24 protein-coding genes, 1 tRNA gene and 1 pseudogene are annotated in these 25,671 nt (G+C 62.2%); 14 read left to right on the top strand and 12 right to left on the bottom strand.

Going from position 1 to position 25,671, the window contains the following annotated elements; translation table 11 throughout:
• Positions 1-122 precede the first annotated feature (122 nt).
• The 5 genes from AC4FWB_RS27060 (at position 123) to AC4FWB_RS27040 (ending at position 4,016) form a co-directional block, all read left to right on the top strand.
• Complete coding sequence (locus AC4FWB_RS27060) at positions 123-275, top strand: hypothetical protein (protein ID WP_040989318.1); 153 nt, start codon at positions 123-125, stop codon at positions 273-275.
• A gap of 24 nt (positions 276-299) precedes the next feature.
• Complete coding sequence (locus tag AC4FWB_RS27055; protein WP_491029295.1) at positions 300-1,214, top strand: site-specific tyrosine recombinase XerD; 915 nt, start codon at positions 300-302, stop codon at positions 1,212-1,214.
• Positions 1,215-1,313: 99 nt separating this feature from the next.
• Positions 1,314-2,264, top strand: a complete 951-nt coding sequence (locus AC4FWB_RS27050; protein WP_491029294.1) for an acetyl-CoA carboxylase carboxyltransferase subunit alpha — start codon at positions 1,314-1,316, stop codon at positions 2,262-2,264.
• 209 nt (positions 2,265-2,473) lie between these two features.
• On the top strand, positions 2,474-3,769 hold the full coding sequence (locus AC4FWB_RS27045; protein WP_491029293.1) for a L,D-transpeptidase family protein: 1,296 nt from the start codon (positions 2,474-2,476) through the stop codon (positions 3,767-3,769).
• 10 nt (positions 3,770-3,779) lie between these two features.
• The gene (locus tag AC4FWB_RS27040; protein ID WP_491029292.1) at positions 3,780-4,016 is read left to right on the top strand and encodes a sulfurtransferase TusA family protein; all 237 of its coding nucleotides are present in this window, start codon (positions 3,780-3,782) and stop codon (positions 4,014-4,016) included.
• A gap of 22 nt (positions 4,017-4,038) precedes the next feature.
• On the opposite strand, the gene AC4FWB_RS27035 is transcribed toward AC4FWB_RS27040, so the two are convergent.
• Together AC4FWB_RS27035 and AC4FWB_RS27030 are read right to left on the bottom strand one after the other, a co-directional pair.
• Complete coding sequence (locus tag AC4FWB_RS27035) at positions 4,039-5,142, bottom strand: CobW family GTP-binding protein (RefSeq protein WP_491029291.1); 1,104 nt, start codon at positions 5,140-5,142, stop codon at positions 4,039-4,041.
• Positions 5,143-5,157: 15 nt separating this feature from the next.
• The gene (locus tag AC4FWB_RS27030; protein ID WP_491029290.1) at positions 5,158-6,324 is read right to left on the bottom strand and encodes a D-alanyl-D-alanine carboxypeptidase family protein; all 1,167 of its coding nucleotides are present in this window, start codon (positions 6,322-6,324) and stop codon (positions 5,158-5,160) included.
• Between the two features lie 215 nt (positions 6,325-6,539).
• Between AC4FWB_RS27030 and AC4FWB_RS27025 the strand changes: the two genes are divergently transcribed.
• The 3 genes from AC4FWB_RS27025 to AC4FWB_RS27015 all read left to right on the top strand — a co-directional run bounded on the left by AC4FWB_RS27025 (position 6,540) and on the right by AC4FWB_RS27015 (position 9,839).
• Complete coding sequence (locus AC4FWB_RS27025; RefSeq protein ID WP_491029289.1) at positions 6,540-7,703, top strand: M20 aminoacylase family protein; 1,164 nt, start codon at positions 6,540-6,542, stop codon at positions 7,701-7,703.
• 129 nt (positions 7,704-7,832) lie between these two features.
• A tRNA-Arg gene (locus AC4FWB_RS27020) sits at positions 7,833-7,909 on the top strand.
• Positions 7,910-8,174: 265 nt separating this feature from the next.
• Positions 8,175-9,839: an MBL fold metallo-hydrolase gene (locus AC4FWB_RS27015; protein WP_491029288.1), complete on the top strand. Its 1,665-nt coding sequence runs from the start codon at positions 8,175-8,177 to the stop codon at positions 9,837-9,839.
• A 104-nt stretch (positions 9,840-9,943) separates the two neighbouring features.
• Here AC4FWB_RS27015 and AC4FWB_RS27010 read toward each other — a convergent pair whose 3' ends face one another.
• Genes AC4FWB_RS27010 through AC4FWB_RS26980 form a run of 7 tightly spaced genes read right to left on the bottom strand, consistent with a single transcriptional unit; the run spans position 9,944 to position 15,742 of the window.
• Positions 9,944-10,246, bottom strand: coding sequence for an STAS domain-containing protein (locus tag AC4FWB_RS27010; RefSeq protein WP_059188077.1), 303 nt, complete (start codon positions 10,244-10,246; stop codon positions 9,944-9,946).
• 33 nt (positions 10,247-10,279) lie between these two features.
• Positions 10,280-10,735 (bottom strand): ATP-binding protein, encoded by a 456-nt coding sequence (locus tag AC4FWB_RS27005; RefSeq protein WP_491029287.1) that lies wholly within the window; start codon positions 10,733-10,735, stop codon positions 10,280-10,282.
• Positions 10,736-10,769: 34 nt separating this feature from the next.
• Positions 10,770-11,108, bottom strand: coding sequence for a slr1659 superfamily regulator (locus AC4FWB_RS27000; protein ID WP_059188002.1), 339 nt, complete (start codon positions 11,106-11,108; stop codon positions 10,770-10,772).
• A gap of 27 nt (positions 11,109-11,135) precedes the next feature.
• Positions 11,136-11,684, bottom strand: a complete 549-nt coding sequence (locus tag AC4FWB_RS26995) for a slr1658 superfamily regulator (RefSeq protein WP_491029286.1) — start codon at positions 11,682-11,684, stop codon at positions 11,136-11,138.
• A gap of 4 nt (positions 11,685-11,688) precedes the next feature.
• On the bottom strand, positions 11,689-14,052 hold the full coding sequence (locus tag AC4FWB_RS26990) for a SpoIIE family protein phosphatase (RefSeq protein WP_491029285.1): 2,364 nt from the start codon (positions 14,050-14,052) through the stop codon (positions 11,689-11,691).
• Entirely contained in the window at positions 14,049-15,224 is a 1,176-nt protein-coding gene (locus AC4FWB_RS26985) for a methyltransferase domain-containing protein (protein ID WP_491029284.1), read from the bottom strand. Before AC4FWB_RS26985 ends, AC4FWB_RS26990 begins: the two co-directional genes overlap by 4 nt.
• The gene (locus tag AC4FWB_RS26980; protein WP_491029283.1) at positions 15,224-15,742 is read right to left on the bottom strand and encodes a ubiquinone biosynthesis methyltransferase UbiE; all 519 of its coding nucleotides are present in this window, start codon (positions 15,740-15,742) and stop codon (positions 15,224-15,226) included. Before AC4FWB_RS26980 ends, AC4FWB_RS26985 begins: the two co-directional genes overlap by 1 nt.
• A 351-nt stretch (positions 15,743-16,093) precedes the next feature.
• On the opposite strand from AC4FWB_RS26980, the gene AC4FWB_RS26975 reads away from it, so the two are divergent.
• From AC4FWB_RS26975 to AC4FWB_RS26955, 5 genes and pseudogenes are all read left to right on the top strand, one after another.
• On the top strand, positions 16,094-16,906 hold the full coding sequence (locus AC4FWB_RS26975) for a PP2C family protein-serine/threonine phosphatase (RefSeq protein WP_491029282.1): 813 nt from the start codon (positions 16,094-16,096) through the stop codon (positions 16,904-16,906).
• A gap of 337 nt (positions 16,907-17,243) precedes the next feature.
• Positions 17,244-17,420 (top strand): annotated as a pseudogene (locus tag AC4FWB_RS26970) (transposase); the annotation flags it as partial.
• Between the two features lie 386 nt (positions 17,421-17,806).
• Complete coding sequence (locus AC4FWB_RS26965; protein WP_491029281.1) at positions 17,807-18,775, top strand: hypothetical protein; 969 nt, start codon at positions 17,807-17,809, stop codon at positions 18,773-18,775.
• Positions 18,772-19,329: a DUF1353 domain-containing protein gene (locus AC4FWB_RS26960; RefSeq protein ID WP_491029280.1), complete on the top strand. Its 558-nt coding sequence runs from the start codon at positions 18,772-18,774 to the stop codon at positions 19,327-19,329. Before AC4FWB_RS26965 ends, AC4FWB_RS26960 begins: the two co-directional genes overlap by 4 nt.
• A 41-nt stretch (positions 19,330-19,370) precedes the next feature.
• The gene (locus tag AC4FWB_RS26955; RefSeq protein WP_491029279.1) at positions 19,371-21,215 is read left to right on the top strand and encodes a caspase family protein; all 1,845 of its coding nucleotides are present in this window, start codon (positions 19,371-19,373) and stop codon (positions 21,213-21,215) included.
• Between the two features lie 61 nt (positions 21,216-21,276).
• Here the strand turns inward: AC4FWB_RS26955 and AC4FWB_RS26950 are convergent, their stop codons facing one another.
• Genes AC4FWB_RS26950 through AC4FWB_RS26940 form a run of 3 tightly spaced genes read right to left on the bottom strand, consistent with a single transcriptional unit; the run spans position 21,277 to position 24,211 of the window.
• On the bottom strand, positions 21,277-22,113 hold the full coding sequence (locus AC4FWB_RS26950) for a DeoR/GlpR family DNA-binding transcription regulator (protein WP_491029278.1): 837 nt from the start codon (positions 22,111-22,113) through the stop codon (positions 21,277-21,279).
• Positions 22,114-22,157: 44 nt separating this feature from the next.
• Positions 22,158-22,931, bottom strand: coding sequence for an SDR family NAD(P)-dependent oxidoreductase (locus tag AC4FWB_RS26945; RefSeq protein ID WP_491029277.1), 774 nt, complete (start codon positions 22,929-22,931; stop codon positions 22,158-22,160).
• 11 nt (positions 22,932-22,942) lie between these two features.
• Positions 22,943-24,211, bottom strand: a complete 1,269-nt coding sequence (locus AC4FWB_RS26940) for an ADP-dependent glucokinase/phosphofructokinase (RefSeq protein ID WP_491029276.1) — start codon at positions 24,209-24,211, stop codon at positions 22,943-22,945.
• 411 nt (positions 24,212-24,622) lie between these two features.
• Between AC4FWB_RS26940 and AC4FWB_RS26935 the strand changes: the two genes are divergently transcribed.
• A complete protein-coding gene (locus tag AC4FWB_RS26935) occupies positions 24,623-25,639 on the top strand; it encodes a hypothetical protein (RefSeq protein WP_491029275.1) in 1,017 nt (338 codons plus the stop codon).
• Positions 25,640-25,671 lie beyond the last annotated feature (32 nt).

Raw genomic sequence — 25,671 nt, 5'->3', positions numbered from 1 at the left:
ATCGCGCGACTTTCCACCCGGAACCTTCGTCGACAAACCCTTCCTCCTTGAATTGGCCGGATTGGTGTCCCATAAGGGCACAGGGGTTGGAATCGCAGAACAAGAAGACGGGCGAAGACTGAATGCCGACATTGTTTCGCTTTGTCGTGACGCTGGCGGTTCTTGCAGGCATTGCCTATGGCGCGATGTTCGCGCTGGCGATGTTCGTGGAGCCGAAGAAGGCGGAAATGAGCGTGCGCATTCCCGCCGAAAAGCTCAATCCGAAGAAGAACTAACCGAGAAGAACTGATCCCGGCCAGATGAACAGCGCGGCCCGCATCGAAGCCTTCCTGGAGATGATGAGCGCCGAGCGGGGGGCAGCCGAGAACACGCTTTCCTCCTACCGCCGCGACCTGGAAGACGCCTCCGAAGCCATCGGCGGCGGACTGGCGGGAGCGGTAGCGGCCGATATCCGCGCCTATCTCGACGACATCGCGGCCAGAGGCTTCGCGCCGACCTCGCAGGCGCGCAAATTGTCGGCGATCCGCCAGTTCTTCAAATTCCTTTACGCCGAGGGTCTGCGCGGCGACGACCCGACGGGAACGCTGGACAGCCCGAGGAAGGGCCGGCCGCTGCCGAAGACGATGACCGAAGCCGAGACCGGCCGCCTGCTCGATCGCGCGGCTGCGGAAGCGGGCGATGCCGCGCTCGAAGGCGACCGGCTGGCGGCGTTGCGCCTGCACGCGTTGGTCGAGGTGCTTTATGCCACGGGCCTGCGCGTCTCCGAGCTGGTCGGCCTGCCGGTGATGGTGGCGCAGCGCGACGACCGTTTCTTCATGGTGCGCGGCAAGGGCGACAAGGAGCGCATGGTGCCGCTCTCGGCCAAGGCGCGCGCCGCGATGCGGGTATGGCTTTCGGAACGGGCATCCAGGCCTGCCTTTGCCGACAGTCCCTATCTGTTTCCCGCCGCCTCCGACAGCGGCCACCTCTCCCGGCAGGTCTTCGCGCGCGATCTCAAGGGCCTGGCGGCCCGGGCCGGCATTGCCTCGGCCAATATCTCGCCGCATGTGCTTCGCCACGCCTTTGCCAGCCATCTCTTGCAGAACGGCGCGGATCTGCGGGCCGTGCAGCAACTGCTTGGCCATGCCGATATCTCCACCACGCAGATCTACACCCACGTGCTTGAGGAGCGGCTGATGCGGCTGGTCAACGACCATCATCCGCTTGCCGACTAGGCCTCATATCGCTATGTGAGGGCGACGTTCCACCGCCCGGAGCCAGCATTTCCGAGGTTCCGCCTGCCATTGCCTTCCGACGGATCGGTCCGCCCAAGCATGTACAATTACCTCGATTTCGAAAAGCCGGTGCAGGATCTGGAGCTCAAGATCCTCGAGCTGAAGAAGCTTGCCGAAAACGGCGAGGCGGTCGACGTCGCCGACGAGATCACCCGGCTGGAAAAGCGTTCGCGCGATGCGCTGCGCGACCTCTATAAGGCGCTCACCCCCTGGCAGAAGGTGCAGGTCGCGCGCCATCCCGACCGGCCGCATTGCGTCGACTACATCAAGAGCCTGTTCAGCGATTTCACGCCTTTGGCCGGCGACCGCAACTTCGGCGACGACCAGGCGATCGTCGGCGGCTTCGCCCGCTTCCGCGGCGAGCCGGTGGCGGTGATCGGCCAGGAGAAGGGCTCGGACACGGCAAGCCGCATCAAGCATAATTTCGGCTCGGTGCGGCCTGAAGGCTACCGCAAGGCAGTGCGCCTGATGGAGCTTGCCGACCGTTTCAAGATCCCGCTTTTGACGCTGGTGGACACTGCCGGCGCCTATCCCGGCGTCGGCGCGGAGGAACGCGGCCAGGCCGAGGCCATCGCGCGCTCGACCTCGGCCTGCTTGGCGCTCAAGGTGCCGTCGATCTCGGTCGTCATCGGCGAAGGCGGCTCGGGCGGCGCCATTGCGATCGCTACCGCCAACCGCGTCTACATGCTGGAGCATGCCATCTATTCGGTCATTTCGCCGGAGGGCGCGGCCTCGATCCTGTGGCGCGACACCACCCGATCCAAGGACGCGGCGACCAACATGAAGATCACCGCCCAGGACCTGCTCGAGATGAAGATCATCGACGCCATCGTTCCCGAGCCGATGGGCGGCGCCCAGCGCGCGCCGGAAACGGTGATCGCCGCCACTGGCGACCTCATCGCCAAGACGATGAAGGACTTTGCCGGCGCCAACGTCGACTTCCGCGAGCAGCGCCGCGAGAAATATCTGGCGATGGGCCGCAGCCTCTGACCCCTGCCGTGCATTCAACTGTGGCGAGGATGACCAATTTCGCCACAAAAATGCCGCCGGATTCGGTTCAATGGAAATCGCCGTGAGGGGTTTGCCGAGGCTTGCGGTAAGGAATTTTCAAGGTTAACGGGCTTACGGTGCTGCAGTGTTCAGCCTGCGGGCCGGCCATGCCGAAGCCGTTGGCCCGAAAGAAAGACGTAGCCGCACCGATGTTTGCCAAGCTTGCCCGCACCGGAGTCCTGATCGCCGCGATAGGCGTCGCCGGCTGCAACGATTCGTCGATGAAGGATTTCGCGCCGGAGGCCAACAAGCCGCTGCCGGACAAGATCCTTGCCGATATGAAGGCCAAGGGCATGGTGCGCACCTCCTCGGTGATGGCGCGCATCTTCAAGGAAGAAGGCAAGCTGGAGATCTGGAAGGCCAAGACCAACGGCCGCTACGATCTCGTCGCCAGCTACGACATCTGCAAATGGTCGGGCAAGCTCGGCCCCAAATACACCGAGGGCGACCGCCAGGCGCCGGAAGGCTTCTACACGGTGCGTCCGTCGCAGATGAATCCGCGCTCGAACTATCATCTGTCTTTCAACATCGGCTTCCCGAACGCCTATGACCGCGCCAACGGCCGCACCGGCGCAAACCTGATGGTGCACGGCGCCTGCTCCTCGTCCGGCTGCTATTCGATGACCGACGCGCAGATCGAGCAGATCTATGCCTTCGGCCGCGACGCCTTCCAGGGCGGCCAGACCGAGTTCCAGATCCAGGCCTTCCCGTTCCGCATGACCGCCGCCAACATGGCGCGCTACCGCAACGACCCGAACTACGAGTTCTGGAAGATGCTGAAGGTCGGCTACGACAATTTCGAGATCACCAAGGTGCCGCCGAAGGTCGACGTCTGCGAGAAACGCTATGTCTTCAACCAGGTGGCGCCCGAAGGCACGACCTTCGACCCGACCGGCCCTTGCCCGGCAAGCACCCAGCCCGACTCGTTGAAGACGGCCTACGCCAACTATGAGAAGAGCTACGATGCGGCCTTCAACTCGGCCGTGAAGTCGAGCACCCCGGCACCGAAGCCGACCATCGCCGGCATCAAGGAAGCCAGCATCGTTTCCGACTGGTCGAAGCGTCGCGCCCGCGGCGAGCGCGTGCCGATCGATCCGCCGTCGATGAATTCCGACGGCTCGGTGACGGAGACGGCGCGCATGGGCCGCATCGATTCCCCGCTCGGCCGCAAGATGGCGGCGATCGACGCGGAGAAGGAGGCCAAGCGCAAGGCCGAGGAGCAGCGGCTGGCGGCGATCGAGGCGGCCAAGGCCGCCAAGGAACAGGCCAAGGCGCAGGCTCTGGCCGAGAAGGAAGCCGCCAAGCAGGCGGCCCAGCAGCCGGTGGTCACCGCAGGCGTCGAGGCCGCGCCGGCCCAACCGGCGATCGAGACCCAGGCGGCAAGCGCCGACGAAGGCACGGTGTCGAAGCTGAAGAAGAAGCTGCTCGGCATGTTCGGCGGCTGAGATTTTTGCCTTGCCCAGGCCAACCACTTACGACCTCAAGGGACTGAACTGCCCATTGCCGGTGCTCAAGGCGCGAAAACGCCTCGCGGCGATGCGGCCTGGCAGCCGTCTGTGGCTGGAGACCACCGATCCGCTGGCCGTGATCGACATTCCGGCCTTCTGCGCCGATGCGGGCCACCAGCTGATCGAGACGGCGGCGGTTGCCGGCGGCCATCGTTTCCTGGTCGAACGCGGTGACCTGGCTTAGGGCCAGTCGAAATTTCTTGGAGCTACAGCCCGGCGATCGCCAGCGGATTGGCTTCGAGCGCCGTCCGGTCTGGTGTGTCGATCGACGGCTTGTTGGTGAAGGCGGCGAACAGCCGCTGGATGTAATCTTGCGGCATGTCGAGCGTGATCAGCACCAGCCGGGTGCCGCGCTCGCCGTCCGGCCAGGCCGGCAGCCTCGCCGGCGGATGCAGGATCTTCTGCACGCCGTGGATGACCAGCGGCCGTGACGGATCCTCCATCAGCTCGATGACGCCCTTCATGCGCAGCAGCTTCTCGCCATGCGTCGAGCGCAGCAGATCGAGGAACATCTCGATCGCCGAGAACGGCACCGGTCCCTCGTGCACGAGCGAGTGGGAGCGTACGCGGCTGTCGTGGCGATGGTCGTGATGATGGTGATCGTGATCATGACCATCATGGTGGTGATGATCGTGCGCTGCCTCTTCGCCGAGCCAGCGCCGCACGTCGGCGCTCTTGGTCTCGGGGTTGTAGAGGCCGCAATTGAACAGGGACGCGGCGCCCGTGTCCGGATCGTTGACGTCGAGCAGCGGGGCGCCCGGGTTTATCTGGTGAAGTCGTGCCCGCAGGGCCTCGACATCGCTGCCCTCGGCGAGGTCGGTCTTGGTCAGCACGATGCGGTCGGCGACCGCCGCCTGCTTCACCGCCTCGACATGGCCGTCGAGCGTGGCCTCGCCGTTGACGGCATCGACCAGCGTGACGACGCCGTCCAGCCGGAAAGCCTGCACCAGCGCCGGATGCGCCATGATCGACTGCAGCACCGGTGCGGGGTCCGCAAGACCGGTGGTTTCGACCACGACGCGCGCAAGCCTGGCGATGCGGCCGGTCTGCAGCCGGTCGACGAGGTCGGCCAGCGTATCGACGAGATCGCCGCGCACCGTGCAGCAGAGGCAGCCGTCGGAAAGCTGGATGATGCCGTCCGAAGCCTGCTCGACCAGCAGATGGTCGATCGCCACCTCGCCGAATTCGTTGATGATGACGGCGGTGTCGGCGAGCGCCGGATCCTTGAGCAGCCGATTAAGCAGCGTCGTCTTGCCGGCGCCGAGAAAGCCCGTGAGCACCGAGACGGGAATGGGAAAGGTGCTGCTCATCTGCCAGATCAGCCGCTAATTCGCGGCCTTGGCCGGCTGATCCCCTTGCGCCGAGGCGGAAGCGGTGGCGGCGGGTGCGGCGCCGGCCGGCGCCGGCACATCGGGCCGCCAGGTCGGCAGCGGCACGTCGGCATAGTTCTGATCGGCCTGATCGACGAACGCCTTGGGCGCCGGTCCGGTCGCGCCGCCGAGGCCGACCGCGATCAGCGTCGGGTGGTCGAGTTTCACCTGATAGGGCGATTTCGGCTTGTCCTTGGCGGCAACGGTGGGCGCTGCCTCGGACTGCTCTTCCTTCGTCTTCTTCTTGCAGATCTCGTCATGCAGATCGTTGGGCGACAGCGTGTCGCCATAGGGCTTGAGCGCCGCGAGCGTCGTCGAGCCGGCGGCCGGCGTGTCAAAACCCTGGTCGAGCAGCTTCGCCGCCGTTTCGGCGCGGCTGATGGCGGATTTTTCGCCGAGCACCACGGCAACCAGCGTGCGGCCATTGCGCGTCGCCGAGCCGATCATGTTGAAGCCAGACGAGCAGACGAAGCCGGTCTTCATGCCGTCGGCGCCCGGGTAGCGGCCGATCAGGAGATTGTAGTTCGGGAGCGCCTTCTTGCCGACGGCAAGCCCCTCGATGGAGAACCACGGCGCATATTGCGGGAAGTCGTTGCGAAGCGCCGTCACCAGGACGGCGAGGTCGCGCGCGGTCGTGTACTGGTCCGGCGAATAGAGCCCGTTCGGGTTGACGAAATGCGTTCCGACCATGCCGAGCCTGGCGGCCTCGGCATTCATGCGGTCGGCGAAGGCCGCCTGCGATCCGCCGATGTTCTCGCCGACCGCCATGGCGATGTCGTTGGCCGACTTGACCAGCATCATCTTCAGCGCATTGTCGAGCCGCATCACCGAGCCCGGCTTGAAACCCATCTTGCTTGGGGGCTCGCCGGCGGAATGTTTCGTCACCTTGATCGGCGAATCGAGCGCCACCTCGCCGGCGGCGATCGCCCGGAACGTCACATAGGCGGTCATCAGCTTGCTGAGCGAGGCCGGGTACCAGCGCTTGAAGGCATCCTGATGCTCGAGCACCTTGCCGCTCTTCAGGTCGAAAAGCACCACCGGATTGGCGCGCGCAGCACCCGAAAGCACCGTTAGCGCCAGCGCGCCCGCAAGCAATAGGTTGAGGAAATGCCTTTGCCGCATGATCAATTCCGAAATCGCCTCTTGCCGTAATTGCCGCTGGCTCCGTAAGATTTCGTTACGCGATGGCCAGCATGGTGCGGACCGACCCTCGACCCCGGACCGCATTATGCGGTGCTATTTAGCTTATGTGACGCCAAAATGGCAAAGCGCCACACATTCACAATTGCCGGGCGACGGACCTGAACCGCCTGCCCCAACAAAGAAATGGACCGATTATGCCAATTCTCAACCGTGCCGCGGAAATGCAGGAAGAAGTCGCCGGCTGGCGACGCCATCTGCACCAGACGCCGGAACTGAACTTCGACGTGTTCCAGACCGCCGCCTTCGTCATCGACAAGCTGGAGGCTTTCGGCTGCGACGAGGTTGTGACGGGGCTCGGCAAGACCGGCGTCGTCGGCATCATCCGCGGGCGCAAGGGCGAGGGTCCGACCATCGGGCTGCGCGCCGACATGGACGCGTTGCCGATCAACGAGATCACCGACAAGCCCTATGCGTCGACCGTCGCCGGCAAGATGCATGCCTGCGGCCATGACGGCCACACCGCCATGCTGCTCGGCGCCGCCAAATATCTCGCCGAGACGCGCAATTTCGCCGGCTCCGTGGCGGTGATCTTCCAGCCGGCCGAGGAAGGCGGCGGCGGCGGCAACGAGATGGTCAAGGACGGCATGATGGAGCGTTTCGGCATCTCGAAGGTGTTCGGCATGCACAACATGCCCGGCCTTCCCGTCGGCGAGTTCGCCATCAAGCCGGGCCCGATCATGGCGGCGACCGCCGAATTCACCATCACCGTCAAGGGGCATGGCGGCCATGCGGCGATGCCGCACGGCACGATCGACCCGATCGTCATCACCAGCCAGTTGGTCGGCGCCTTGCAGACCATCGCCTCGCGCAGCACCGATCCGGTCGAGGCGGTGGTGGTGTCGGTGACCAAATTCCACGCCGGCGATGCCTATAACGTCATTCCGGAACAAGCCGAGATCGCCGGCACGGTGCGCACGCTGAAGAAGGAAGTGGCGAGGAAAGCGGAAGAGCGCATCCGCGCCATCTGCGCCGGCCTTGCGTCAGCTTTCGGCGCGACGATCGAGGTCGACTATGACGCCAACTATCCCGTCACCTTCAACCATGCCGAAGAGACGGTCTTCGCCAGCGATATCGCCGCCGACGTCGCCGGCGACGCACATGTTCACCGCGCCATCCAGCCGGTGATGGGCGGCGAGGATTTTTCCTACATGCTGGAAGCGCGCCCCGGCGCCTTCATCTTCATCGGCAACGGCGACTCAGCCGGCCTCCACCACCCGGCCTACGACTTCAACGACGAGGTCATCCCACACGGCATGAGCTACTGGGTGCGGCTGGCGGAGACCGCGCTGGCCGCCTGAGCGCCTTTTGCAGCGGCGGCGAGAGTTCACCTCGCCGCCTGCCGGCTGGCACGATCGGGCATGGCGCCGGCGACCGTCAGCAACACCTCTTGGCGAACCGGCCCGAAGCGTTTATGTGTCGGGCCGCGTGGTCCCGTAGCTCAGTAGGATAGAGCGGCAGATTCCTAATCTGTAGGTCACAGGTTCGATTCCTGTCGGGATCACCAATGAATTCAAAGAGTTGGTGTGATGATACGGGTGCTGCTCCCGTCGCGTTCCCATCAAGCGTTCCTCAGTCGTTCTTGCCGCCCCCCTGGCCCGAAGCTCTGCAACTTTGCGTTTTTCCAGCGTGTTGAGGTGCATGCCGGCATGTTTCTGGTCGTGTTTCGGTAGGTCGCCATTCACACAAAGCAAACCTAATCTGAAATAGAGTGCCAGGTTGGAGCGGATCGAGCCCAGCGAACCGACAGAGCGGTGTGAAGGACGAGGTCGATGGATGAATGGCATCCAATCGAAGGTGTTGCGAGCGCGGAAATTCTCGCGCTGATAAACAAACCCTCGATCACCAATTCAAATGCCTATCTGCTGCGTACGCCACAGCGGCTGGTGATCTTCGATCCGGGCGCCGACCCGGCCCAGATTGATCGGCTGAACACGCTTGTTGCCGGCGTACTCGCGGAAGCGCCGCGCGAGGTCTTTCTCATCCTGACCCACGCGCATCTCGATCATTTTGCCGGCGTTGAAAGGTTGCGAATAGGGGCCGGCAAGCCGCGGACCCTTGTGCATCACGAAGGCGCCAGGGCCATCCGAGCAAGGGATCGCCGTCACACCTTGGCCATTCTCTATCGAAAGTTCGAGGTGCCCGACCTCGCCATCGACGCCACTCTGTTTGGACCCGAGACATTCCCCGGCCTCCGCCGCGAACAACGGCCTGGGCCAGACGGGCAGCCGATCCCGGTCGAGATCCTGCCGCTGGGCCAAGGCGTGGATCTGGAAATCTATGCGACACCGGGTCATTCGTCGTGCAGCTGCTCGTTCCGCATTGGCCGGCACCTTATCATCGGCGATGTCACCTTCGGCGCAAATCCCGGCCTCGCCGGGCTGATCGGCTGGAGCAGCGAAGGCTTGACCTATTCCACCCGGCTGCTCCGCCAGATCATTGACGATCATGCGATCAGCACCTGCTGGACGGGGCATGGCGACGCCATGCCAGGGGCGCTGGCGACCAAGACGCTTGCGACGGTGGCGAGCCAGGTGGCTTCGTTTGGCGAGATCGCGGTCATCGATGAGGAGCGCATCACCCTGCTGCGCCGCTTCGCGACGGAGCTGCTGCACGAGATCGAGCGGCTTTTCACTCTTATCGGCGCGAGGCTGATGATCGTGGCGCATCACCTTGAGCTGCTGGAGGAAACCGCCGAGGCAGCGCGCCTTGAAAGCGCTCTCAACATCGACGCCGTGGAAGCGCAGCTCGGCGAATTCCGGCAATTCTGCCGCGCTTTCGAGCGCGGCGAGCAGCCGGAATTGTCGGTCGCGATGAAGGCGGCAGCCACCATGACGCGGCTGCGCCGCACCGTGGCCGAGTACAGGCAAACCGAGACCGGCTCGCTCTCTCCGGCCGCGCGTGCCGAACACCTTGTCGACGCCTTCCTGCAGGCCATGCGCGGCCTCAGCTTCCAGGAAGCCATCACACCGGTCAACCTGGCGGAGATGGTCGACAAGCTTGTGGCGGCGGAACAGTCCCCACCGTTCGGCGCCGACGACTTCATGGCCGCCAGCGACGATGACGAAGCCTTCCGTCGCCTGCTGGTCGGCAATCTGTCGTCCGCATCCATCCTGCGCGGGCGCGACATTGTCGTTCGGCACGACCGAAGCGAAGCCTGGGACGGAACAGCGGCGGCAAATGTGCCGTGGCTACAGAACATCCTGCTTTCCACGCTGGAGGCGATGGCCGCGGCGGAAGCAAACAAAAGGATCGACATTGTCGTCGCGAAAGCGGCCGGCAGGGTCGCGATCGGCATTGCAACCGACCCGCCTGGCCCTCCCCTGCCGGCGGTCAGGACGGAACTCTACCACCGCACCATGCAGCAAATGGGCGGCGGCTATGAGATTGAGGACGGTGCCGTCGTCATCAAATTACGGCTCGCCGGCGCCCTTTGAGATGCTCAGCCGTTGCTACGCGTCGGCGGGCTGCTCCCGATCGGCCAGTTGACCGAGCACCCAGAAGGCCCGCTCGGCAAGGGTCGCGGCTGGGCAAATGATCATCACACGATCCTGAAAATCGACGAGAAGCCGGAGATGTCGAAGACCTCCTTTACCGCTGGCTGAAGGTCTGACAGCAGGAGGTCCCTGCCCGCGGCCCGCATCTGCTTGGCCGCGATCAGCAGCGAGCGCAGGCCGGAACTGGCAACATAGCTGACGCCCGCCATGTTGATGACGATCTGTGCCGACGTATCGCGAATGATGTCGACGACATAGGTTTCGAAGGTCTTGGCGTGCAGGGTGTCGAGCCTGCCGCTCACTTGCACGACAGTGCGGTCGGGATGGTCTTCATGGCTGATGTTCATGGCATTCTTTCCTGTGGTCATCACGATTTGCGATCAACCTTCGCCGGCAACACGGCTGCCTAGTGTCAGTTGGTTGCCGCTCCCCGTCCGGCAGTACGAGAATTCGTCAAGCATGCTGCGCATCAGCCTGATCCCATGCCCGCCTATGACGGCGCTTTCGATAGAGCCCGGCAGCGGCGGCGCCTCGACGAGCGTCGGGTCGAACGATTTGCCGTTATCCGTGATTCTGAGCCGCACCATGTCGGATGACCGGCTATAGGAAAGCGAGATGGCGTTGTCCTTGGATGGCTCGTCGGCGAATGCATGCGTGATCACGTTGGTGAGTGCCTCTTCCATACTGAGCTGCAGGACGAAACGGGCGCGTTCCGGCCAGCGGTCGCGGTCGGCAAGCGCCTCCAGCCAGCTGTTCGCCCGGGGCAATTCGTCGATATCCGCGCCAAGGTCCAGTCTGTCCGCCGTTGTCCCGAAACCGCCATCCCGGCCCACCATGTCTCGCTCCTGGCTGCCTCGCGCTTGAGAAAGGTCAGGAAATCACCAGATCAACCGCCGGGTACAGCTTCTTGAGATTGGGCAGGGATTTCGATTGCCACGGAATGCGCGTCGATCCCTTCACGCTAAGCCCGATCTCGGCCTGCTTACGAACTTCGATGGTGAATTTCGCCAGGAGATTGATGCCTGAGCTGTTGAGGAATTCGAGCTCGGTAAGATCGAGCACGATGGCTTTCGGCTTCGAGGCCAGAACCTTGTCCATCAGCTCGAGGATCGGCGCATAGGCTTCGGTTCCAGACAGGCGCATCGTACCCTCGTAGTGGATTTCCGGCCCCTCGCTCCACACGCGGTACTCGTTGGTCTTGATTTCCATGATGTGCAACCAGCTCCAAATTTCGGCTCAGGGAAGATCGAGCGCAGCGAAGGTTTCCAGCCTGATCCGATCGACGACCGCCGTATCGTCGAACGCCCAGCCGAGGCGCGCGCCATAGTCACTCATCAGGGTCAGGAGGCCAAGTCCGGACCCGCTCGAATTCGAAGCGGCGGCGTTGGCCTCGATGCGCTCGATGAGCAGGTCCCCGGGATCGCGGCTCGTCAACTCGACCAGCATTTTCTGGAAACGCGCCGCCGTCTTGGAATCGACCATGTTGGTGATCTTGACCTCGAAGCGGTCGTCGTCAAGCGAGCTCTCCACGAGGATGTCCCCGGACGAACGAAACTTCACCGCGTTCTCCAGCAACTCGTTGACGAGATAGCCAATGCCGTGGCGCGCCTCGTTATAGTCGTGCTGCAAGGCGATACGGCGGAGCGCGAAAAAATCGCCAAGGAAATCCGATGTCGTCGCGCAGTGATGCCAAGCAAGATCGATCGGCCCGGCGGCAATCTGGAGCGTGTTGCGAAAGGCGGCCTTGCCGTTCAGAAACTCGGTGCTGCCGAAGCTCTTGCGCATGCTTCTACCTGTGCCTCATCACGACAAGCGTGATGTCGTCATGGATCGTCTGCGTGCCGATATGCGCCATCACGTCGTCCATGATGCCCTTTATGATCTGCTCGGCATTGCCCTGTCTGTAGCGAAGCGCGCTCTCGCAAAGCCGGTCGGCGCCGAACAGCTCGCCATGCGGACTTTCGGCCTCGGTGACGCCGTCAGTGTGCAGGATGATGATGTCGCCGCTGTCGAAGCGCGTTTCGCGCGTCGCCAGGAAAGGCGAGATGTCGGCCTCCAGGCCGACGGGAAAGCCGAGATCGATGGTATCGATGCGCTCGGTATGGCCTTCGCCGCGCAGGATCAGAACCTCCTCGTGCTGCCCCGAGATCGTCACCTTGCGATCCTCGTAGTCAATGAAGGCGAGGGTCAGGTGCTTGTCCGAATTGGTGCGGGCGATGTTCTTGTAGATGGCGCTGTTGAGCACTTCGAGGAAATGCTTGGGATCGTCGCTGCCCTTTTCCTGCAAGGCGCGCGCGACCGATTGCACCATCAGCATCAGCACGCCGCTCTCCAGCCCGTGGCCGGTGACGTCGCCGATGCCGACCTTGATGCGCGTCCCGTCGTGCAGAACGTCATAGTAGTCGCCGCCGACCTCGTCGGCCGGCTTCATGTAGCCGGCGATTTCTATCTTCGGAATGCCACTCAGTTCATGCGCTTTCGGCAGCACCATCATCTGGATTTGGCGGGCAACATCGAGCTCCGCGCCGAGCCTGAGATTCTCGCTCTTCAATCGGTCGTTGAGCGCGCCGATTTCCCGATTGGCGCCCTCCAGTTCCGTGGTCCGGGCTTCGACCAGTCTTTCGAGATTTTCGGTGTGGTAGCTGATCTCCTCAGCCATGCGGTTGAAGGCCACCCCGACCGCACCGACCTCGTCGCGGGTCGGAATTTCGACGCGCACCGAGTAGTCCTTGTTCTGCAGGCGCCGCGCAGCCTCGGCGAGCGCGCTCAGCCCCGCCGTTATGCGCCCGGAAATCGCAAACACTGCCGCGAGCACGATCAGCAGCGACAGCAATACCGCGGCAATCTGCCAGAACAGGATGCTCGACGTTGCGCGCGAAATCTTGTGCTGCGCGTCGATCAGCGATGCATAGACTTCGCGTTCCGGCACCATGAAGCCGAGCGTCATTGCCTCGCGGCGCACCGGCTTGCCCGTGCTGTACATGTTGGTCGGCTCGAGCTGTTTCATCAGCACGATGTAGGGAACGTCCTTTCCGTCCTGTAATAGCGACAGCCTGTTGAGGACAATGCCGTCGTCCTTGGGCAGGACGAGCTTCGCGATCGCGGCCTGACCGCTCTTCGACAGATTCCTGTCGAAGCTCTGGCCGGTATCGAACTTGACACCAAGCGTCCTCTCGCCGGCCTCCGTCACGGCAAGCACATTGCCGTCCGACATCGACAGAAAGGCAAATCCGGTCTCGGCGATTTTGACGCTTTGGACGATCTCGGCCATCTGATCGAGCGTCAGGTCGACCCCGACCACACCCGCTATGTCCTTCCTGTCGGGCGTCTCCAGCGGCTGAAAGAAACTGACGATGGTCTTGCCGGTGATGCCGTCGAGATAGGGCGCCAGCGTCGTGATCGGCGAGGCCACGGGACGCTTCGATGGCATCGCCATCCAGGACTGCCAGTTCTCATAGAGTCCCGGAAAGAAGAAATCCCACCAATTCTGGCCATTGTGTCCAGGATAGACCCTGTCGAAGACCTCTCCCTGGTTGTTGTAGGGGGTGGAGCGCAAGATTGGAGCCTGCTTCGGGCCCATATAGTACATCTGCAGCTTCGGGGGACCGGATTGCATGATGCTCGGTCCGAATATGTCGAAGGCGGCGCTCTGGCGGACTTCCTTGAGCGCTTCGGGCAAGGGGGATTTGCCCGCGCCGAGCAGATAGCCCCAGACGGTGACCGCCGACTGCTCGCCTTGTCCGTTCTGCCACCAGTTTCCGCCGGGATTGTAGGTCAGCGGCGTCGTGACTTTGCCGTCGCGCGCCAGGATATCGCCGAGCGTCGCTTGCAGATCGGGGTGGTCGACGGTGTTCTGCATCGCGCCCGCCAGCGCGTTGACCTCGGAATGGTATTGATCGAACAGAAGGTTCGTCCGCTCGACCGTCGTGGTGATGTAATTCTGCAGATATTCGGACGTGGCTTTCTCCAGCCCGGCTCCGACCTCGTCGGCGGCATCGTGCGACAGGCGTTGCACGTTCCAGATCGCAATGCCGCTGCCGAGGATGAGGTCGAAGACGACCGCCGCGCCCACCACCATGATGAACTTGGCCCGGAAACTGCGTGGCGCCAGCCGCCCAAGGGGCAGCCGGCCGCTGTCGGCGACGAGGCTCATTGCGGCTTGCGTCCGGAGACGACCCAGATCGGCCAGCCGGCATAGCCCTTGGGATGCAGCGCCGCAAAAATGTGATCGTCGAAACCTCGCGCGAACCGCTCCATGAACGCCTTGCTGTCGCCGCGCCGCGCGGACATGTCTTGGGCAAACAGAACCTTCCAGGCACTGACGGTATCGGCAAAATCCTGCGGATCGCCGTCCGTGTTGGTCACCATGAAGGTTTCAGCCCTGATGTCCCCGAAGCCGGCATCGATCATGGCCCGTCGGCTCTTGGGGCCCAATTCAAGGTCCATCGAAAAGTGAGCGAACAGTTTGGACAGTTCATTGTAGGTCCACTGGATGCTGTCGCCGCGCGGCTCGCCCAGGCAATGCGATATCTTCTCGTTGGTGACGTACACCCGGCCGCCAGGCTTGCAGATGCGAAAGAGCTCCGCAAGGATGAGCTCCGGCCGATCGAATATCTGCAAGGAATGGCGGCAGGTGACGAAATCGAACTGATCGTCCTCGATCAGCATCTCGGAGGCGTCGCCATAGATGTACTCGATGCCCTGCAGGCCGAAATCGGCGGCGACCTTGCGGGCATAGTCGAGGCTCGAGCGTGAGTGATCGAGCGCAACCAGACGGGCAGGCTTGAACTCCTTATGGACCAGCGTGGCGAAGTCGCCGATGCCGCAGCAGATGTCGGCGACGGTCAATCCTTCGCGCAGGCCGTGCCTCGGCAGGATGTCCTTCTCATGCCGCCAAGTCATCTTTGTCTGGGTGCGCAGGATCGGGATGAACCCGCCCTCCTCCAGGAAAGCCTGCCCGGGATAGAATTCGTTGTCATACTCCTCGACGACGATGCTTGCATGCGCGCGCTGCAAGGCGCGGAACTTGCGGGTCGACCAGCCGACGACGCTCGATGTGATCACCGAAATCCTGAGATCCGGCCGCTCCTCGCACGCCTTCACCAAGAGGTTGGCCAGCATATGGAAGGCTATGTTGTTGAGCCGAACCAGCCGCTTGACGTTGACGTAGAAGGTCCCTCTGACCATTGCCAGCGAGGTTTCGAGCATGCGGGCACAGCCGCTCAGCTCCTCGACCCGCTGCGGCCGCATGGAGCCTATGATCGCGAACTCCTGGTTGTTCTCATCGAAGCGTATGTCGAATGTCGACCTGGCGGTGTCGGACATCAGCGTCTCTTTTCTTCAAGCGACAGGTCGGCGATCAGCCGGATGGAATCCTTCCCGACCTGCTCGACCGACATTGTCGCGGCATAGTCCACCGCCAGTTCGAAAAGGCCTATGTCGGGGTCGAGAGGACCGTCGGCGAAGAGCGCGTTCCTGTATTGCGCCTCGACGTCATCCTGCCGGAGCCGGTTCATGGCGTCCCGGTAGAATTGGGCACTCGCGGCATCGCAAGGGATGATGAGTTCGATCCGGTCTCTCTTGCCAAGACGCGAGACGTTGCAGGCAAAGCTGCCTCCCGGCCTGTGCACCCTGAAGACGGTTTCGAGCAGCTCGTTGAGGGCGGACGAAAGCAGGTTGGAATAGAGCAGCGAATCGGTCCGGTTATGGCCGATCATGCGTGCGACATAGGATGACACGCGGTCGCAATAGGACCAATTCGAGGAGAAGACATCGACGTCCATGTCGATCTGGAGAAGCCGTTCGAAATGCTCGCCGCAGGCATCCGATGCCGACTGAACCATGCCTCGCCCTTCTGCCGCAACCGCCGTCTTCGCCTGCGGGTCTGCTTGCTCGCGAGATCAAGGGACGGGATGCCCGACCCTCGCGAAATGACCGGACAGGCAGATTGAGTCTCCGATTATAACGATACGGAAAGCCTATCTACCCGATCAATACCTAAGGTTGAAGCAACAGCTTGCTTGACGCACAGACAAGTGATTATCACTGAGATGATGAATGAAGTATCAAACAGGCAAACGATCCGTGCCGCTTCTGCGGAAGCGCGAAGCGAATTCGACCTTGATCGCGATCACGAGCTTGCCGAGGCGAATGCCGAGATTGCCAGACTCTCCGCCGAGTACGACGATCTGAAGTTGCTCTACGACGCGCTGATGGAACACGGCGAGGCGGTCGAGGACCAACTGGCGGAAAGCAACCTCGCGCTGCAGAAGACACAGGCCCGGCTGGACGCCGAACTTGCCGACGCAGGGCGCTATGTGCTGTCGCTTTTGCCGGCGCCACGCACCGCCTCGCCCGTCACCGACTGGCTGCTGGTGCCGTCGACCGAACTCGGCGGCGATTCCTTCGGCTATCACGCGATAGATGACGACCATATGGCGTTCTATTTGCTGGACGTCTGTGGTCACGGTGTTGGCGCCGCCCTGTTGTCGGCCGCTGTGATCAACGTGCTTCGCTCCTCGTCGCTGCCCAATGTGGACTTCCGCAAGCCGGACGGCGTTCTTGCCGCGCTCAACGAAGCATTTCCGATGGAAAAGCAGAACGACATGTTCTTCACCATCTGGTACGGCGTCCATTGCAGGTCCACCGCCACGCTTTCCTATTCGACCGGCGGGCATCCACCGGCCATCCACCTGCGCACTGCCGCCGATGGCGAGGTGCGGGCCAGCCAACTCATCACCTACGGCGGGATGGCGATCGGCGCCTTTCCGGGCGTGGATTACGAGTTGAAGAGCTTCGTTGTCGAGCCAGGAGACCGCCTCCTGATCCTCAGCGACGGAACCTTTGAGGTGAGTGGCGCCGACGGCGGAATGCTGAGTGTGAGCGACCTCGCGCACTACGCGGCTGCGCACAGCGATGAGCCGGCCCATATACTCGAATGGGTGCGGTCGATGAATGGGACCGGACCGTTGCCGGACGATTTTTCGCTGCTTCGGATACAGTTTTAAGGGTATCTGCTTCGGGCCGGCATTGAGAAACAACCGGAAAGACCGACTGGCCAATTTCTGATCTGTAGGTCACAGATTCCTGCAGGGACCTCTACTTCTCCGGCAGGCTGTCGAAAAAATGCGGGGCCGACGGTGCCGCGCCGGTCCCGCAATCAGCACATCGGTCTGGAGGGCCGATGCGCGGCAAAAGACCCCGCCCTCAGGCAACCTTGCGGTCGGGCTGTCGCGCAAAGATCTCCTGGACCTTCGCGGCTATCGCCTTGCCGAGGTCGCGGTTGTTCTGAGCGGTAAAGTGGATCCCATCGCAGCCGTCGGTGGTGATGAAGTCCCCGGCGTTGAGGAAATCCACCGGCGCACCTATGTCGTGCGCATCTTCCCCAACGCCGAAAGCTGCCTGCGCCTGGTCAGGGCGCTCGCCGTCGAGACCAACGAAAACTGGATGGAGGCCAACCGCTACATCAACATGGATGATCTGCGCGAGCACAAGAAGCTCGCGCTGCGCCAAGCCGCATGACCACCTTCATGGCCGCCCCTTTTTGCAGAACTCTCAGCACTCTACCCGGTCTTCTTTGTATGAGCGCCCCTTTCGAGCCGCACCGCCAGCCCACCCCCTCCAGTTTCAAGCTCCCGCGCCGCCCAAGCGCAAGCCGAAGATTGCATCCTCGTCCAATATTAAAGGTTTAATTTCAAGAAAAAAATTCTCGAGTCGACTTTATAAATTTGAAAAAATACTTTTTAGTATTGTTTGAAATATATCGCTATTCAGAAAAAATCTATAATAGACTTTCCATCAATGAGGGTTATATATTAATTAGATGTTACTTTTTTAGCCAATTGACATGTGAGCGTAAAAAATAGATGCTTGAATTATCCTAGTTGTCCTTTTGGGGGGAAGGTAACGTGGCAACAGACTCTTCGACAATAAATCTTATTAACGCAGGCGGCAGCGTACTGGCCGGTATAGCGGTGGTTGCGGGCACAGGCTATGTCTTCCATAGCGTCTTGATCGATAATAACACGTCGGGCTTTGGCGCGGTTGCGCTGCTGATCCTGCTCGGGCTTGCGAGCTTTTTGGGGCTGATAGCAGTCTTCAGCCTCCTCTCAAGCTGGATTGGAATTCTCGATCCCAAGCAGGCCTTTGGCTTGCCCGAGGGCTCTATCCGGGCCGTCTTGACGATGGCCTTTATTGTGATCGTATCGGTGCTGGCAAGCTTTCTGATCACAAACAGCGACGAGAACTCTCCCTTCAACGAGCGCAATGCGCTGACGTTAGCCATGCATTTGCCGCTGGCCGATGCTCAGGCCTTCATAAAGGCCACGCAGCAAACCGATGGCTTGCTCGCGCTCAAGCCTGCGGCAACGCTGGCTGCCGACGCATCGGTAGCACGTCCGGCAGCCGAGCCATTTTACGATGTGGTTTTCTATCCGCACGTCGACCATCGGCTGAAGGAGGATATCTCCAAGCAAATCCTCACAATGTTGTCGACGATCCTGGCTGCAATGATCGGATTCTACTTCGGTTCCCGCCCAGGGGAGACCGATTCCGACGCACCCAAGCGGGCACAAGCCGCTGTGCAGATCGAGAAAACGATCGGCGGCTTGCCCAAGATAACTGATTTGATCGATCGCACACAAAAGCTTATCGACCAGGTTACGGCCGCCGGTCAAACTGCGGCTCGCGATCAATTGCAGACGCTGAAATCGAGGTTGTCCAGCCTGCAGGATATAGTCGAACAGGCCGACAAAGCCCGCCTGTCGCAAGCCACGACATTGGTCGAGATGACCAACTCCGCCGCGGCGGTGACGAGCGCCGCGGCTGAAATCGCCGCCGCGAAGAAGACAATCGAAGACTATGAGAGCCAGTCATGACGGCCGGGCAGCTTTCAAGGGACGCCAAGCAGGTCTTCATGCGCGCCGCGTTGGCCGTGAAGCCAAAAAAGAGCCCTGCCGGGAGACCGAGGTTCCTCGTTCCTCCGGTGGCGGTCGTGCCGTTCTCGGATTGGAACTACTATTACACAAAGGATCTGCTGGAGTGGCGCTCCGACACCGATCCGAACCGTGCAGTGAGCGTGCCCATCGGCTTCGTCACCGACCTCGCCAGCATTCCGCCGCCGTTCTGGACGATTTTGCCGAAGGCAGCCAGCTACACTTATCCGGCCATTATCCATGATTATCTCTATTGGACGCAGCCGTGCTCGAGAGAGGACGCCGACAATATCCTGAAAGCCGTGATGGAAGAGCTCAAGGTGGCGACCTTGAAGATCGTGGCGATCTACGAAGGGGTCCGGCTCGGCGGCGAGGCTTCCTGGACAGGCAACGGCGCGGCGAAGGCGAAGGGTGAGAAGCGGGTCCTGAAACGCTTTCCGACGGACATGAAGATCAGTTGGGAGCAATGGAAGATGGAGCCGGATGTATTCGCCTGATGCATGCCGCCCGAACTGACCAGCGGTTTTGGGAAAACGACATGCGTAAAAAACTGAAGGCCCGAAGCGCGTCGCCCCAATCCGTTTTGGACGCGACGCGCTTCAAGGCGCGACGGAATCCGATTGAACAAGAGGACCATCGATCGAAGCATTGGGAGGCAGGGGCAATGGCTGGGGGAAAGCACGCATTGGTCGTGGGCAACGCCGCCTACAGTGGGGACATGGCGCTGGCGAACCCTTGCAATGACGCCGAGAAGATGCGCGCCACTCTTGCGGCGCTGAAATTCCAGGTGACCATGCTGGAAAATGCCACTCTGAAAGAAATGGATGAGAACATAGACCGTTTCGTCGATCGGCTCAGGGCGGATCGGGCCTCGGTCGGTCTGTTCTATTTTTCCGGCCACGGTCTGCAGATCGACGACCAGAACTATGTCGTGCCCGTCGATTTCGACAAGCATGGCGGACCGCTGGCTACGCACATGGTTGCGGTTCAGCCGCTCATTGAAAAAATGAAGAGCGACGTCACGCTCGTCCTGCTCGACGCCTGCCGGAACAACCCTGGTGCGCAGCGCGAAATCGGAACCCGCGGACTCGCCAATATCGACGACGCGAGGGCCTTGCTCGTCGGCGGACGCACAGAGAACCCGGAAGACGATGCGCACACCGTTTCCGGCCTGAAGGCGATGAAGGTAGATCCGAATAAAAATATCTTCATTGCCTTTGCAGCCGCGCCCGGCGGCTTTGCGTATGACGGCAGCGGGCAGATGAGCCCATTCACCCAGGCGCTGGTCGCCAATATGGACGCGGTCGACCTTCCGCTTTTCAATCTCACGTTGCGCGTCCGCCAGGAAGTGTTGGCGATCACCAAAGACAAGCAGCGCACATGGGACAACTCTTCGCTGACGGACCCGTTTTTCTTCAATCCGGGGTCGCTTCTCCTTTTCTTCGGAAACATCATGGCGTTGTTCGGGCTCCTGCTTTCGTTCATCCCTTATTCGCTGCTTCTGGCCACGTGGGATGTCACCTGGAAACAGCTTGCGGCCGCCATCGCGCTGCCGCTGATCTCGCTGGCTATTCTGCTCTTCGGCATGCAAAGCGTGTATTCGCGGCTTCGCGGGAACTTCAAATACACGGATGCCACGCAAACGACCGTCCGGAGCCATCTGCTTCTCAGTCTCCAGAAAGGAGGAATCGGCGGCTATCTGGGCGCGCAGCTCGCGGCGCTTTGGATCAGCGTCCCCTATTTCTTGGCATGGTCGAGCGCATACAACCGACGCACTACTCGGATCGAACCGGAATCACTCGGCGTGCTGACGCTGGAAATCGCAATCGCCGCCGCATTCATATCCTGCTTGCTCGGGATCACCTGTATTTTCCTCACCCGAATAAAATGGTCCGGCGGTCGGCTGGGGCTTGTGCAGCACCCCACCAAACTGCGGATCTTGCTCGGCACGCTTTGCGGCGGCATGCTCACCGGGGTGGCCACGGCGCCGTTCCTCATGGCATATTTTGGCAGCAAGAATCGGCCGGAAGTAACACCTGAGTATCTTCTACCGGGTTCGATTATTGGCGCCTCGATCATCATTTTTTCGATCGTGAATTTCGATTTTGAACGGCTCAATGCCAGGCGCATGGGCACTAGCGCATTAGCGGCACTCGCAGCGTTGGTGTGCGGCAGTCTCGCGACTGTCGTCGTGTTCGGGCCCCTCTACGCATTCGGCATCGTGCAATCTGTAATACTTAACTTGGAACAGCAATTCGACAATCCGGTTGTGATGATCAGCGGGGCAGCAGCTTACGGACTTCCGGTCGGATTAATTCTAGGTGTTGTTATCGGTGCGGCTATAACCTTGACAGAGAGATGGTCAGCGCGGCCGGTGATCTAAGTTTCGCGGCCGCAAGATTCTTGCTTGGATCGAGCGCCTTCACTTCAACACCTGGGAAATCTCAAGAAGGTCTATGCCGACCTAACGGCGCCACACCGCCCACACGTACCACCGTCACTTTCCGCTCTGCGGCGTAGAGGGATGACAGCGCGTCCTGCGACACGCCCTCGTCGGTGATCACTTCATCGATCTCGGAAATGTCCGAAAGCGTGCAGAAACCGGGTGCGGTGAACTTCGAAGAGTCGACGAGCAGGATCGTCTTGCGGGCGGAAGAGATCATGGCGCGCTTGAGCGAGGCCACTTCCAGCGAGGTTTCGGTGAGCAGCGTGCCGGTGACGGCCGAGGCGCCGGTCATGCAAAGATCGGCATGCAGCGTCTTGATGAAGCTCTCGCCGGGCTCGCCGGCAAGATGACGGTAACCTGGCCGCACGGTGCCGCCCGGCAGGATGATACGCCAGGATTTGATGTCGGCGGCGAAATCGGCGATCTCCAGGCTGTTCGTCACCACGGTCAGCGGCAGGTCCCGTTCGGCCGCGGCGCGCACCGCCTCCATGACTGTCGAGGAGCTGTCGAAGATGACGCTGTCGCGCGCGCTCAACCGCCCGGCGGCCTCGCGGCCGATCGCGACCTTTTCCGCGTGCTGCAGTTCGGCGTTGACGGTGGTCTCGCGCTCGAAGGTTGCGCGCATCGGCTGCAACAGATGCGCGCCGCCATGCGTGCGTTCGAGATAGCCCTTTTCCACCAGGTGCTCGAGGTCGCGCCGCACCGTCGACTGCGATCCGCCGATCGTGTCGGCAAGCTCCTGGATCGAGGCCGCGCCGTTGACGCGCAGATGCTCCAGGATGAGCGCCTGCCGCTTGGCAGGAACCATATCGACGCGTTTGCTCGGAGTATCCATGTCCCATCCGCCAAGCCCGCGAACCCGGGCCAAATCGGCAATCCCTACCAAATCGTATAGCCGCAATCCACAACCACCACCGCCCCGGTCATGGCGCTCGCCGCATCGGAGGCAAGGAAGAGGATTGGCGCGGCGATCTCGTCCGGGCGCGCGACGCGTCTCATCGGCGTCATGTCCATCCACACCGGCATCAGCTTCTCGTCGGCGAAGCCGCCGCGCGACATCGCCGTGTCGACATAGGTCGGCGCGACGCAGTTCACCCTGACGCCGCGTTCGGCCCATTCGCCGGCAAGCGAGCGCGTCATGTGATGGACGGCGGCCTTCGCCGCATTGTAGTGCGCCTGGCGCTGCGGCTTGTTGGAGATCAGTCCCGACATTGACCCGAGGGTCACGATCGAGCCACGGCCGCGTTCCAGCATCGGCCTGGCGAACTCCCGGCAGGACCAATAGGCGCCGTTCAAGTCGACGTCGACCACCTTAAGCCATACCTCGTCGCTCATCTCTTCGCCGCCCGTGTCTGGCCAGGCGATGCCGGCATTGGCGATCAGGATGTCGACCGCGCCGTGGCGCTCGTTGGCGGCCCGCGCGGCTGCGGCAACGGCCTTGGAATCGGTGACATCGAGCGGCACTGCCTCGACGTCGTAGCCTTTCTGCTTCAGCTCATCGCGTCCGGCCGAGAGCACTTGGCGGTCCATGTCCGAGATGATGACCTTCGCGCCGGCCTCGGCCAGCGCCTCGGCTGTCGACAGGCCGATGCCGCGGCCGCCACCGGTGATGAAGGCCGTCTTGCCGTCGAGGCGAAAGCGTTCGAGAACCATGGGAATGTCCTTCAGGCGTGTTTGAGGTTGGAGCCGGTCTCGGCATGACGGTTTCGGCCGAGAATGAGCAGGCAGCCGGCGGTAAAACTGTCGCCCAGGCCGAGCGTCGTCGCGGGCTTGTCCAGATAGGGCGACGCGCAGGCCACGAATGTCCAGCGGCCCTTGCGTATGGGCGTCTGAAACGGAAGCGGATGGAATTCCGCCGCGGGCGAGACCATTATATCCCGCGCGGGCGTGCCATTGGCCGCCCTGGCGCTGGCGATTGCGCAGCCCGCCATCAGCGCCAGTTCCTCCTCCTGGCGGTCGTCGAGCGTCACGGCGGCGGCCCAAGCGTCGGCATGCACGCACACCCGTCGCAGACCGAGCTGTTCGCCGAGCGCGATGAGCGCCTCCATCGGATGATGCGCGGACGGATTCATGTCGAGCAGTTCGGAATAGCTCATGCCGAGCGATGTGATCGCGCCGCGAGCATGCCCAAGAAGCTCCTTCACGGCCTGTTGCGAGGCATAGCCCGCCAGTTCGAAATGGATCGTCGAAAGCCCGGCCGCTTTCCAGTCCCGGCTGAGCGCGAAGACGTGCCGGCTGGCGGCGCCGACATTGTCCGCCGCCTCGTCGTTCAGCCCGGCGAGAAGCCCGGCAGCGGCCGACGGCGCCAACCGCCGCGACAGGCTCTCGAAATCCCCGTCACGCTGGATGCCGCGGTCGCCGAAGCGGACGATGACCCGCGACGACCGGGGCGGAACGATTGCGCCGATGGCGCGGCCGGCGGTGAATTCGAAAATGAAGATCTCGGGAAGGTGCGGGCCTGAGGCCGGCACCTCGTCCACGGTTTTGAGCGCACCCCTTTCCGCCAGCAGAACACCGGCCGGTATCTGCTTCAGCATCGCCGCATAGCGATCCTCGAGAGCGACGAGCGAGCGGACGCCAAGCTCGCCGAGCACCCAGGCCGCCTGCGGACCGGTCCCGCCCAGCGCATAGCGCGGCCGCAGGCGCTCGCGCAGCCATGCCGGCCCCTCGGACCAGTCGAAGCGCACCTCGCCGCCTATCCCGCGCGCAGCGCGTGAAAGAAGCAGTGCGGCAAGCCGCCCCGCCGGCGTGTCGGGCGGCGCATCCAGCAGCGGTTGGATATCGTGCATCTCGACGCGCGCATCGATGCAAGCGCTGATGCCGCACAGGAAGATCCCCGCCGACGAAAGCGCCTCGGCGCCGAGCGGGCCCGACCGCGGATCGGTCAGCGCGGCATAGCGATCCGCGAACGATCCGGTGAAAACATCACTCATGCCCGGGGCTTCCTCCTCGCCTGACCGCGCTGTCAATTGCTATCATTATCTTTCAAAGCGTCAATGTGATTTTTGCTTTAGCGCATCAGAATTGCCCGGCAATTCCAAGCTTCAGCCTGCATGCCGAGGTTTCTGAAGCAGGGTCCTCGCCAGACAGTTCCGTGCTCATCTTCATCGAATTTTTTAAATTTACTGTTTTATATCAATCAGTTGACTCTCTTCTCGCCCTTCAATCAATCGCCGGCCCAGTAAGACGCAGAGCCACCGAGTACCCGCGGCGTTCAAATTAGAGAGATTTAGATAGCTATTGACAGATTATGAGAATTATCCGCATAGTCATCATACGCCCTGAGCGGCGACGGGATAGCGCGGCGGCGGCGCCGTACAACAAGGGTTTCACTGAGGAACATTATGGCCACGAGACTGGACAGGAAGCTGGCGAATATCCGCGCCGGCCGTTACACGCGGGCGGATTTCGTCATTGCCGACGCCAAGGACAGCGACGTCGGCGCCGGCGTGACCGCCACGGGCTTCGACTATTCGGCCAGGCCGCCGCGCCGCCGCAGCCGCCAGGAATTCATCGCCCAGATCGAGGAGATCATCAAACAGGACGTCGTCGACATCATGCTGGTGTCGCAGTCCAATCTCGATCTCCTCGACGAGCGCGGCGCCTTCTTCGGCAGCGAGGTGAAGCCCGCCATCCGCGGCAATCTGGAAACGATGTGCTGGGGCGCCGTGCGCCACGGCACCTACACGCAGACGCCGTCGGTGCCCTTCCGCGACACCAACCTTTCGCGCGCCATCGCCAACTATCCGACGCACGGCACCGACCTCGCCCTCTACTCGGTTTCCTTCAGCAACGATGTCGATCTCGATGTCCGCACGTTGAACGCCTTCGCCGAGTTCCGCGCCGAAGCCGCTCGGGTCGGCTTCAAATATTTCTACGAGGTCTTCAATCCGAGCGTCGATATCGGCCTCGACCGCGAGCAGACCGGCGAGTTCGTCAACGACAACATCATCAAGTCGCTGGCGAGCGTGCCGAAGGCCGAACGTCCGCTGTTCCTGAAGACGGCTTACAACGGGCCGAAGGCGCTGGAAGAGCTTGCGAGCTTCGATTCCGAGCTGATCGTCGGCGTGCTCGGCGGCGGCGCCGGCACCACGCGCGACACGTTCGAACTCGTCGCTCAGTCGGAGCGCTATGGCGCGCGCCTCGCGCTGTTCGGCCGCAAGATCAACCTCGCCGAAGCGCCGCTGCAGCTCATCGTCCTGATGCGCGCCGTGGCCGACGGCACGATCGCCCCGGAAGAGGCGGTGCGCGCCTATCACGGCGAATTGCAGAAGCTCGGGCTGACGCCGAACCGGCCGCTCGCCGACGACCGAGCGATCACGGAAGAGGTGCTGACGGGCGCCGCCGCCAAGGCGGCCTGACACCCACGACGGCGGCAAGCCGCCGTGCTTGC

The sequence above is a fragment of the Mesorhizobium sp. LEGMi-168a genome, from assembly GCF_058312955.1.
The sequence above is the reverse complement of the archived record's forward strand: the minus strand, read 5'-3'. Positions and strand labels throughout refer to the sequence as shown.